The following is an 11,458-nucleotide window of genomic DNA, read 5'->3' as shown; positions in this document are numbered from 1 at the left end:
CCGCTCGATGAGCCCGCGCCGTTGATCGTGTTGCCGCCGGAGCTACCGCTGGACGAACCATTGTTGCCGGACGAAGAGCCGCTACCCGACGAGCCGCTGCCGCTCGATGAGCCCGCGCCGTTGATCGTGTTGCCGCCGGAGCTACCGCTGGACGAACCATTGTTGCCGGACGAAGAACCGCTACCCGACGAGCCGCTGCCGCTCGATGAGCCCGCGCCATCGCTCGTGTTGCCGCCGGAGCTACCGCTGGACGAGCCACTACTGCCGGACGAAGAGCCGCTACCCGACGAGCCGCTGCCGCTCGATGAGCCCGCGCCGTCGATCGTGTTGCCGCCGGAGCTACCACCGGACGAACCATTGTTGCCGCTCGATGAACCGCTACCCGACGAGCCACTACCACTCGATGAGCCCGTGCCATCGCTCGTGTTGCCGCCGGAGCTACCGCTGGACGAACCAATGTTGCCAGACGAAGAACCACTACCCGACGAGCCGCTGCCGCCCGATGAACCGCTACCCGACGAGCCATTACCACTCGATGAGCCCGTGCCATCGCTCGTGTTGCCACCGGAGCTGCCGCTGGAAGAACCACCGTTGCCGGACGAAGAGCCGCTACCCGACGAGCCGCTGCCGCTCGAGGAGCCAGTACCGTCGGTTGCGTTGCCGCCGGAGCTACCGCTGGAAGAACCACTGTTGCCACTCGAAGAACCGCTACCCGACGAGCCGCTGCCGCTCGATGAGCCAGTGCCGTCGCTCGTGTTGCCACCGGAGCTACCGCTGGGCGAACCACTGTTGCCGGACGAAGAGCCGCTACCCGACGAGCCGCTGCCACTCGATGAACCCGGGCCATCGCTCGTGTTGCCGCCGGAGCTGCCGCTGGAAGAACCACTGTTGCCGGACGAAGAGCCGCTACCCGACGAGCCGCTGCCGCTCGATGAGCCAGTGCCATCGCTCGTGTTGCCGCCGGAGCTACCGCTGGAAGAACCACTGTTGCCGGACGAAGAACCGCTGCCCGACGAGCCACTGCCGCTCGATGAGCCTGCGCCATGGTTCGTGTTGCCGCTGGACGAACCACTGCTTCCGGATGACGAACCGCTACCGCTCGACGAGCCCGCGTCATCGGGCTTGCCGCTGGAGCTGCCACTCGACGAACCGCCGCTGCCGCTCGAACTGCCGGAGGACGGATCCAGTGGCGGCGGCGACGGCATCGGCACGGGAACGGGCGCCGGCGCCGGAGGCGGCGGAATCGGCACCGGGAATCCACCCGACGAACCAGGGCCTCCCGACGAGCTGCCGGATGAACCGCTACCGCTAGAAGAGCCCGATCCGCTGGAGGAACCCGAGCCACTCGACGAACCTGAACCACTCGATGAACCCGAGCTACTCGACGAACCCGAGCCACTCGACGAACCTGAACCACTCGACGAACCCGAACCGCTCGATGATCCCGAGCTACTCGACGAACCCGAACCACTCGACGAGCCCGAGCCGCCAGACGAACCGGAGCCACTCGACGAACCCGAACTGGAGCTGGTGGCACACCCGCCGAAAACGCAAAGGACAGGAGCGCTGGTCCCTGACGCAGCCGCCCCCCAGATCGGCGCCTTGGCGGTGGTATCACTTGCAGACGTGGAAATCTGGGTGACGGTCTGAGTCGTCTGGAGGAGCTTTGTCCATGCCGGATTGGTGGGATCCTTCATCTGCGCTGGAGTCAACGCGGTCCCTCCTACCTGTGCAACGGCTTGCTTGTTTTGATTGTTCCAGACTCCCCACGCGGTATCGGGGGGAGGAAGGGAGCCGCTCGGCACGCCGATCAGGCCGCCTCCACTGCCGTTGTTTACCAGCCCGCTCGCATAGCTCGTATCGATCTCTTGCAGGGGTAGGTTTGCAGTCTCCAATTGCCCCACCAATCCACCTGCATAGACCGAGCTCTTGCCGGAAATCGTGGCAGTGACGTCTCCCGTGGCATAGCTGTTAAGGATCAGCGTCGAGCTTGAATAGCCGACCAGGCCACCTGCTCTGGCGGCATAGGACTTGACACCGGTGGCCGCTACGGATCCCGTGGCATAGCTTTGCTCGATGTGCCCCAAAGCGATCCCGATCAGGCCACCAACAGCGTCGCCCCCACTGACCGCTCCCGTGGCAAAAGAGGCCGACAGGTAATCAGAAAAAGGACTGACGTATTGCCCGAACAGCCCGCCGACCGCGAGCTTGCCGGTGACCGATCCGGTTGCGTAATCCCAGTACAGCCCCCAAGACAAGTAGTTGCCGTAGATCATCTGGGCATCAGCGGTGTTCTCGACATAACCGACGAGACCACCTACGTTGGTTGAGTTTGGAGCCGTCACGTCAACCGTGGCATAACTATGCGTCGCGCCGCCCAGCATGATATGCCCGATCAACCCGCCGACATCATCGGCCGACCCCGAGACTTTCCCGCTACCGCTGACGTAGCTATTGCCGACCGTGCCTTGGAATTCATAGCCGACCAAGGCCCCGACCTCTCCCTGCCCGGTCACGCCACCAGGGCCGAGTACAAGGCCGACATTGCGGATGGCTCCGCTGTTCTGCGAGAACAAGCCTACCTTGTCCGTCGTCGGCAGGTTGATCTCCAGCCCGGTGATCCGGTGCCCCAGTCCGTCAAATGCCCCGGTAAAGGCCCCGAGGTTGGCACCCGCCATGCCAATCGGCGTGAAGGCGCCGCTCAGCGCCACGTCGCTGCCCAGGAAGTAGTATCCGTTCAGCGACAGGTTCTGCAAGTTCGACTGCGACTTGATCTGCGTGTAGGTATTGCCGTTGATGACCAGGCTGCCGCTCGAATTGAAATCGACACGCCCGGTGAAGCCACCACCATTCAGGCTGACTCCCATCCGTACGGTGCCGCCGCTGACTGTGGTGCCGGTGTTCATCGCCAGCGAGCCCTGCCCGCTCACGCTGGCCACGGCATTGAAGTTGATATTGTTCTGCGCGTTCAACGTCAGCGTGTTGGCGTTCCACGTCACCGCATCGTTGACGTGGATGCTGCCGTTGTCGGTGGTGCTGGTCCCCGCCGTGGCGCCATCGGTGGAGCTGATCGTGACATTGCTGGTGGCCAGCTTCGCGCTCAGCGCCGCGCCGGTGATGTCGCCGCCCGACGCGGCAATGGTGTAGTTGTTCGGGTCGATCAGCCAGTTCCCGGTCCGGCCCTGCGGCGCGCGCGTATCCACCATCGCGCTATCCGCGATCTTCACGTGCGAGCCCGACGTCTCCACGAAGCCGCCATCCCCGCCCAGGTTGCCGCCGCGCGCGCTGAGGGTGCCGTCCACCGTGGTCAGGCTGTTGGCATTGCCCAGGTCGGCGATCGCGATCACATTGCCGCCCTTGCCCGCGCTCTGCGCGGCGGCGTCGGCGTTGATGATGCCGCTTTGCTGAATGGCATCGCTGGCCAGCAGGCGCACCGTGCCGCCGTCGCTGGTCAGGCCCGTGGCCTCCAGCGTGCCCGTGTTGCGCACCACGCCGCCCTGCAGGCGGTCTGCCGCCTGCGCCGACAGGATGATCCGCCCGCCCGGCGCGCGCACGGCGTTGCCGTTCTCCACCAGCGCGGCGATGGTCGCCGGCGTCACCAGGATATTGGCCAGCGTGCGGTTGCCGCCGAACTGCAGTTCGTAGGCCTCGCCCGCGGCCAGCGCTACTGTGCCCAGTTGCGCGACGATGACGCCGTGGTTGCGCACCGCCGGTGCCAGCAGTGCGACGTACCCACCCAGCGCGGCCGTGATCTGCCCGTCGTTGACGATGCTGCCGGTGGCGCCGTTGCGCGTGAAGCGGTAGTTGCCCGCCATGAAGTCGGCATTGGTAATGCCGTGCGTGGTCGCCACCAGGCTGCCCACGTTGACGCTGGCAGTCGGCCCGAAGTACATCCCCGCCGGGTTGACGAAGAACACCTGCCCCGGCGCGTTGATGCTGCCGTAGATCTGGCTGGGGTTGCTGTCCAGCACGCGGTTGAGGATGGCCGCGCCCGCCGAGGGCTGCTGGAAGTTGACCGTGGCCGCGCTGCCCACGTTGAAGCTCTGCCAGTTGACCACCGCGTTCGGCGAGGTCTGCGTGACGTTCGTCGTGTTGCCGCTGGTGCTGATGCTGGCCTGCCCCGCCGCCACCTGCCCGCCGGTGGGCAGCTGGTTCGGCGCCGGTGGCGCGGCGTGCGCCAGGCCGATGCCGGCCAGCGCCGCCACCAGCGGCTTGATGGCAAGGCGGGCGCGCGTTGCGACGACGCCCACGCTGCGGCTGGCCTTGCCACGACTGCGCGCGGTCTCTGCCACGACGACCCAGGCACGCACGAGGTCGCTCCAGATCAGGCGATAGATCTTGTTCATAGACGGACTTCCGGGAAACTTAGAACGACAGGCTGGCGGTCAGCCAGACGCGGTTTTTGATCAGGGAGCCGTCCTGGTCCTTGCCGGACGGCGTGGCGTTCGGATTGCCGCCGATGCGGTGCGCCCAGGTCGCGCCCAGGTTCACCCCGCGCCCGGGCTGCCAGTGCACCGCCAGCCCCGCCCCTTGCAGGTGGTAGCTGTTGGCCAGCGGCGCGCCGGGGAAGTTGTTGTCCCGATTGAGCGTGACGTGGCCCCAGTCATAGAAGCCAGACAGCGACACCCCGTACGGCAGGCGCCAGCGCAACTCCAGGTTGACCAGTTGCCCCTCGCTGCCGCCGCCCTCGCCGATCGGGTAGGCGCGCACGCCGCCCGGGCCGCCCAGGTAGAACTTCTCCGACGAATCCAGGTTCTTGCTGGCCATCTGCCCGGACAGCATGGCCGTGGCCGACAGTGCATCGGTCAGCACCTGTTGGCGCGACATGCCGTAGCGCAGCTTCAGGAACTGGCCGGCAGTGCGCGCCGTCATGGCGTCGGCGGCCTGCGTGGGCGACTGGCCCAGGTTCAGGTTGCCGCCGGTGAAAATCGCGCTGGCGGTGTTGGAGCCGCCGCGGCCCAGGTTATCGAACAGGTTGCCGCTCAGGCCCAGGCTCAGCGTGTTGTCGAAATAGCGGCTGGTGGTGACCTGGCTGGCCTCGTTGTCGTAGGTCTTATGGTCGTAATTGGCCACGAAGTAAAGGTTGCGCTGGCGCGCGCGGATCAGCGGATAACTCGCCTCCAGGCCTACCGTGTTGGAGTTGCCGCGCGCGTTCAGCGCCTTGAAGTCATCCGCCACCAGCCGGTAGTCCAGCCGCGAGGCGTTGGCGCCGACGCGCCAGCCGTCATAGCCCACCGGCACCGTGTAGCCTAGCCGCAGGTAGCGGTAGCCCTCGCTCAGCAAGCCGTTGGCCAGCAGCTGGTCGCCGAGGCCCGCCAGGCTGTTCACGCTGGCGTTGCCCACCAGCCGCGCCGCGCCGGTAGAGCGCGCGCCCTGGTTGTCCACGGCCACATTGCCGGTCGCCAGCGGCGTTTCCACGAAATTCAACGCCAGGTCGGTTTCCTGCTCCTGCGTGCCCGGCTGCAGCCGCCCCACCAGTGATACGCCCGGCAGGTCGTTGGCCAGCAGCAGAGCACGGTCCAGCGTCTCGGTATTCAACGGCTGGCCCACGGGCTGGTGTGCAGCGAAGCCGGCGATGATGCGCTCGCGGCTCACGCGCTGCGGGCCCTGGCCCTCGATGCGCACGCCGCCAAACACGCCTTCCACCACCTGGATGGTCACCACCCCCTCGCGCACGTCCTGCGCGGGCAGGTAGGCCCGCACCACCCAGCCCGCCGCGCGGTAGGCCTCGGCCACCGCGGCGGCGGCGGACTGCAGCTCGCTGAAGTCCAGCGGCCGGTCCAGGAAGCCGGCCACCACCGGCGCGAGCAGCGCCTCGCTCATCTGCTTGTTGCCGGCAAAGCGGAAGGCCTCGACCGTCACGGTGGCCTCGCCGCGCTGGCGCATCGGCGGCGGCGGTGCCGCGCGGTCCGGCGCCACCGGACGCGGCAAGGCCGGCGGCAGCTCCGGCTCGATCTGCTGGCGCAGCGCGCCGGCGTCGGGCGGGGTCTGGGCGAGGACAGGACCGGCCGCCAGGGCACTCAGGCACAGACCCACCAGTTGCCGCACACCGGCGGGCACCCGGCCGTAAGAACAGGAAATAGGACTACGCATTGGAGAATGAAATCGGAGACTTTTATATAGGCTCCGACTCTATCCAACGGCCAGCCAGAAAAGCTGACAAGTCCTGACATTGGCAAAAACGACCCCACGAGCGACCGCGCTGGGCTAAAGTCCCGCCGGCCGTCCGCCTCGCACTGCTACGATGGCCGGCGCTGCGCTAACGGTCCGTTGGGGGATGACGCGCTCGGGATGACGCGCTCGCAAAGCACCTTGGAGACAAGGATCGCTAAGCGCGTACGAGATAGGCCTGGCGCAGGCGCTCGGCATCCACCTTGAGCACGTCGCCCAGGTAGGCATCGATGCCGCCGTAGTCCTGCTCGATGGCATGCATCGAGGCTTCCAGGTAAGAGGCCTTCACCGCCAGCAGCGGCCACATCACCGCGGGATCGACACCGAACTGCGCCGCGCCGGCGCTCATCTTCTGGTTGAAGCCCTGGTTCCAGTGATTCGATTCCAGGTAGTTGGCCATGATGATACCGCGCTCCACGCCCAGGCCGGCCAGCAGCAGCATCGAGGCAAAGCCGGTACGATCCTTGCCCGCGGTGCAGTGGTACAGCAGGTTGCCGCCCTGCTCCGCAGTCTTCAGGAAACCGCCAAAGGCGGCCTGGTACTTGCGCGGAAAGTCACCATAGACCTCCAGCATGAAGGCTTCCATCTGCTGCGCGCTGCCGTCGCGCAAACGCGGCATCAGCTCGGCCATCGACATACTGCCTTCGAGCACCGGCGTGGCGACCCAGCGGAAGGCCTCGCCAAAGGGGCTTTCCGCAGCGGTCTTCTCACCGGCCGAGCGGAAGTCGATCACCATGTCCAGCTGCAATGCGCGCAGCCGTTCCATATCCGCCGCGCTGGCCAGGCCCGGGTTGCCGCTGCGAAACAGCTTGCCGGCACGCACGCGGTGGCCGTCGCGCGTGGCGAGGCCGCCGAGGTCGCGCAGATTGACTACATTGTCCAGCGCAAGCGCTGCGTTGCCCGGCACGCCGGCACCTTGTGATGGCGCATCGGCCATGTTTTCCTGCATCGTGTGTCCCTGCCCTGTCTTTGTCGTTCGGTGGCGCGCGCACCGCACGTGTCGGCGGCTCAGCGCGCGCGATAGGCCGGCACATGCCAGCGCGTATGGCATCCAGCAATATAACGGCGATCGAGCTTCGCCACCAGTTTCCACACGCTCATCGGGCCCACATCGTCCAGATCCAGGTCGACCCAGGCCCAGGGATGCGCACAGTCGCCCTCGCAGATCAGCTCGATGTCCTTGACCCGCACGTAGGCGGCCAGCGCCGTGCGCAGCGCGGATGCGTCGACTTCGGCGCGTAGTCCTCTCACTAAAACCTTCATCATGCACTCCAAAGTTTTCAGATCACGTTCGGGCGGCTCATTAGTGTGCGGGGCCGCCGGTTGTTGTGCTCGCTGCGCAACGCCCGCAAGCCCTTGTATCGCAATGATCTGAAAGTCTGACCGCTTGGCGCATCGAAATTTCCCTGTGCGAGCCGGTTCTTTGATCCGCGTCATATGCGCCCGGATCCACCCTCGACAGGCACTGTTGGCCGGCACGATAATTTCCCCATGTCGAACGCGGCAGCCCGGCCGCAAGCCGGTCTCCCGCCTTCGCCAGGTCTTCACGGAACGCCGCCGAACGACGCCGCCACCCTGCCAGTCACAGGCTAGCCATCTGCCCGCGCGTGACGTCCGCCTTCCCGTGTCGAACCAAGATCAACAAGACAAGAAAAGGGAAAGCGATGACAGACCCGCGCACTCCAACCCAAGCCGTCCGCGCAGCCGCCCCCACCGCTATCGGTGTGGCTGCCGCCGTGCCGCAAGCCGCGCCCGGCAAATCCACGCCATGGGGGCTCTACGCCGCTGTCCTGGTACTGATCGGCATACTCGCCCTGCCCCTGCCCCCGGACCTGCCGGTGGCGGGACATCGCATGCTGGCAATCCTCGCCTTTGCCATCGTGGTGTGGATCACCGAGGCGGTCTCCTACGAGGCCAGCGCCATCATGATCACGTCGCTGATGGCCGCACTGATCGGCTTTGCGCCCACGGTGGCGGACCCGGCCACGCAGTACGGCACCTCCCGCGCGCTCGGCATGGCGCTGGCAGGGTTCTCCAACACCGCGCTGGCGCTGGTTGCCGCCGCCCTCTTTATCTCGGCGGCAATGACGGTGACCGGGCTCGACCGGCGCATCGCGCTGGTCACGCTGTCGGCCATCGGCACCAGCACGCGGCGCATCCTGATCGGCAGCATCGTGGTGACCATCGCGCTGTCGCTGGTGGTGCCGAGCGCGACCGCGCGCAGTGCCTGCGTGGTGCCGATCATGATGGGCGTGATCGCGGCCTTCGGGGTCGACAAGAAATCCAATATCGCCGCCGGCATCATGATCACCGTGGCTATGGCCACCAGCATCTGGAACGTCGGCATCCAGACCGCCGCCGCGCAGAACCTGCTGACGGTGGGCTTCATGGACAAGCTGCTGGGCGAGCGCATCACCTGGCTGCAATGGCTGATCGCCGGCGCGCCGTGGGCCATCGTGATGTCGGTCGTGCTGTATTTCCTGGTGCGGTTCCTGTTGCCCGCTGAAACCGAGGCCATCCCCGGCGGTAAGGAAGCCGTGCAAAAGGAACTCGCCGGGCTGGGCCCGATGAGCGGCCCGCAGAAGCGGCTTGCCGCCGTGTCCATCGGGCTGCTGCTGTTCTGGGCGACCGAGGGCAAGCTGCACCAGTTCGACACCGCCACCGTGACCTTCGTCGGCCTGGTGATCCTGATGATGCCGCGCATTGGCGTGATGGACTGGAAGACCATGCAGCAACGCACGCCGTGGGGCACGCTGATCGTGTTCGGGGTAGGCATCAGCCTGGGTACCGCGCTGCTCACCACGCAGGCCGGCCAGTGGCTGGGCAAGTTCGTGGTGGCCAACTCCGGGCTCGCCACGCAAGGCCCGATCCTGGTGTTCGCCATCCTGGCCGCCTTCCTGATCCTGATCCACCTCGGCTTTGCCAGCGCCACCGCGCTCACCGCGGCGCTGCTGCCGATCCTGATCTCGGTGCTGCAGACGCTGCCGGGCGATATCAACCAGATCGGCCTGACGATGCTGCTCGGCTTCACCGTGAGCTTCGGCTTCATCCTGCCGATCAATGCACCGCAAAACATGGTTTGCCTGGGCACGGACACCTTCAACGGCAAGCAGTTCGCCAAGGTCGGCATCCCCGTGACGGTGATCGGCTACGCCCTGATGCTGCTGTTCGCCGCCACCTACTGGCGCTGGCTGGGCTGGATCTGAGCGCACACCGGGACAAGGAACGAACATGAAGATAACACTGCAATCCGCCACCCGGCTCGCCCGCGACCTGCTCGCCGCGCAAGGCGTGCCGACCGACATCGCCAACGACGTGGCCGAGCACCTGGTCGAGGCCGACCGCTGCGGCTACACCAGCCACGGCCTGTCGATCCTGCCCAACTACCAGCGCTCGCTGGCAACCGGCAACGTCAACCCGGCGGGCCGCGCCGAATGCGTGCTCGACCGCGACAGCCTGCTGGTGTTCGACGGCAACGGCGGCTTCGGCCAGCACGTGGGCAAGCGCGTCATCGAGACCGCCATCGAGCGCGTGCGCCAGCACGGCCACTGCATCGTCACGCTGCGCCGCTCACACCACCTGGGCCGCATGGGCCACTACGGCGAGATGGTGGCCAAGGAGCGCTTCGTGCTGCTGAGCTTCACCAATGTGATCAACCGCTCCCCGGTGGTGGCCCCCTACGGCGGCCGCACCGCGCGGCTGACCACCAACCCGCTGTGCTTCGCCGGGCCGATGCCCAACGGCCGCCCGCCCCTGGTGGTGGATATCGCCACCAGCGCCATCGCCATCAACAAGGCCCGCGTGCTGGCCGAGAAGGGCGAGCCCGCGCCGCAGAACAGCATCATCGACAGCGACGGCAACCCCACCACCGATGCCGGGGCCATGTTCAGCGAACACCCGGGCGCGCTGCTGCCCTTCGGCGGCCACAAGGGCTATGCGCTCGGCGTGGTAGCCGAGCTGCTCGCGGGCGTGCTGTCGGGCGGCGGCACCATCCAGCCGGAGAACCCGCGCGGCGGCGTGGCCACCAACAATATGTTCGCGTTGCTGATGAACCCGGAACTGGACCTGGGGCTGAGCTGGCAAGGCGCGGAGGTGGAAGCCTTCGTCAACTACCTGCACGACACCCCGCCCGCCCCGGGCTTTGACAGCGTGCAATACCCGGGCGAGTTCGAAGCCGCCAACCGCGCGCTCACGACCACCCACCTGGACGTGAACCCTGCGATCTGGCGCAACCTGGAAACCCTGGCAAAGGAGCTTGGCGTGGCGCTGCCGGCGGACTGAACCGGCGGGGCGGCTTGAGCCGGGGCAGGGACATGGCCGGTGCTGGCACAATACGGCCCATGGAACGTCTCTGGTCGAATTTTCTCAAGCTGGTGCTGCTGCTCATCCTGGGCGCGGCCCTGCTCGGCACGCTCACCGTGCTCGTCGCTCAGCGCCAGCTGCCCACGCTGGACGCGCTCACCACTTTCCGCCAGTCGCCCGGCTACGTGCCCATCGGCGAGATACCGCCCAAGCTGACCCAGGCGGTGGTAGCCATCGAGGACGACCGCTTCTACCTGCATGACGGCATCGACTATGTCGGCGTGATCCGCGCCGGCGTGGCCAACCTGTCCGATGAGCTGTCGCAGGGCGCCTCCACCATCACCATGCAGGTGGCGCGCAATTTCTTCCTCTCGCGCGAGAAGACCTACACCCGCAAGCTGTATGAGGTGCTGCTGGCTTACCGGATCGAACACGCCATGAGCAAGGACGAGATCCTCGAGCTCTACATGAACAAGGTCTACCTTGGGCAAGGGGCCTATGGTTTTGCCGAGGCGGCCGAGACGTATTTTGGCAAGCCGGTGGGCGAGCTGACTTTGGCGGAATGCGCGATGCTGGCCGGATTGCCGAAGGCGCCTTCGGCGAATAACCCGGTGGTGAATCCTCGGCGCGCCCGGCAGCGGCAGGCTTATATCTTGCTGCGAATGCTGGAGTTGGGGAGGATTGGGAGGGGGGAATATGATGCGGCGTTGTTGGAGCCGTTGAGGTTGAAGTAGGTAGATTGGGCGGCGTTGGTTTTTGCGCCCACGGGCCGCACGACATCCCGGTGCTGGGTTGGTTGCTGATTCTTTGAGCGGCGATGCAGCTTGCACCCAACAGCTATACGACATCGCTCTGCTTGGGGTGTCGCTGTTTCTTTCATCGGCGTTGGCTTTTGGGCCCAAAAGCCGTACGACATCCCCCTGCGGGGGCTGCCGGTCACTCTTCTTTGCGTCGGCAAAGAAGACTAACGAGAAGAAAGCCGACC

General features: G+C 66.3%; 7 protein-coding genes. 3 read left to right on the top strand and 4 right to left on the bottom strand.

The window, feature by feature from the left end:
* From AC1RQC_RS36560 to AC1RQC_RS36545, 4 genes are all read right to left on the bottom strand, one after another.
* Positions 1-4,346: two-partner secretion domain-containing protein (locus tag AC1RQC_RS36560; RefSeq protein ID WP_492886363.1), on the bottom strand; the 4,346-nt coding region annotated here is incomplete at its 3' end.
* Between the two features lie 19 nt (positions 4,347-4,365).
* Positions 4,366-6,093: a ShlB/FhaC/HecB family hemolysin secretion/activation protein gene (locus AC1RQC_RS36555; protein WP_492886361.1), complete on the bottom strand. Its 1,728-nt coding sequence runs from the start codon at positions 6,091-6,093 to the stop codon at positions 4,366-4,368.
* Positions 6,094-6,328: 235 nt separating this feature from the next.
* Positions 6,329-7,120 carry a tyrosine-protein phosphatase gene (locus AC1RQC_RS36550; RefSeq protein WP_492375297.1) on the bottom strand — a complete coding sequence of 264 codons (792 nt, stop codon included), beginning with the start codon at positions 7,118-7,120 and terminating at the stop codon, positions 6,329-6,331.
* 59 nt (positions 7,121-7,179) lie between these two features.
* A complete protein-coding gene (locus AC1RQC_RS36545) occupies positions 7,180-7,434 on the bottom strand; it encodes an RNA-binding protein (RefSeq protein ID WP_492886387.1) in 255 nt (84 codons plus the stop codon).
* 401 nt (positions 7,435-7,835) lie between these two features.
* Between AC1RQC_RS36545 and AC1RQC_RS36540 the strand changes: the two genes are divergently transcribed.
* The 3 genes from AC1RQC_RS36540 to AC1RQC_RS36530 are packed head-to-tail and all read left to right on the top strand — an operon-like array spanning position 7,836 to position 11,207.
* Entirely contained in the window at positions 7,836-9,377 is a 1,542-nt protein-coding gene (locus tag AC1RQC_RS36540) for a DASS family sodium-coupled anion symporter (protein ID WP_477134319.1), read from the top strand.
* 25 nt (positions 9,378-9,402) lie between these two features.
* Positions 9,403-10,452: an Ldh family oxidoreductase gene (locus AC1RQC_RS36535; RefSeq protein ID WP_492375295.1), complete on the top strand. Its 1,050-nt coding sequence runs from the start codon at positions 9,403-9,405 to the stop codon at positions 10,450-10,452.
* Positions 10,453-10,511: 59 nt separating this feature from the next.
* Entirely contained in the window at positions 10,512-11,207 is a 696-nt protein-coding gene (locus AC1RQC_RS36530) for a transglycosylase domain-containing protein (RefSeq protein WP_309409935.1), read from the top strand.
* The last annotated feature ends 251 nt before the right edge of the window (positions 11,208-11,458 follow it).

It is taken from the genome of Cupriavidus sp. GW822-FHT03E04 (genome assembly GCF_058801495.1).
The sequence above is the reverse complement of the archived record's forward strand: the minus strand, read 5'-3'. Positions and strand labels throughout refer to the sequence as shown.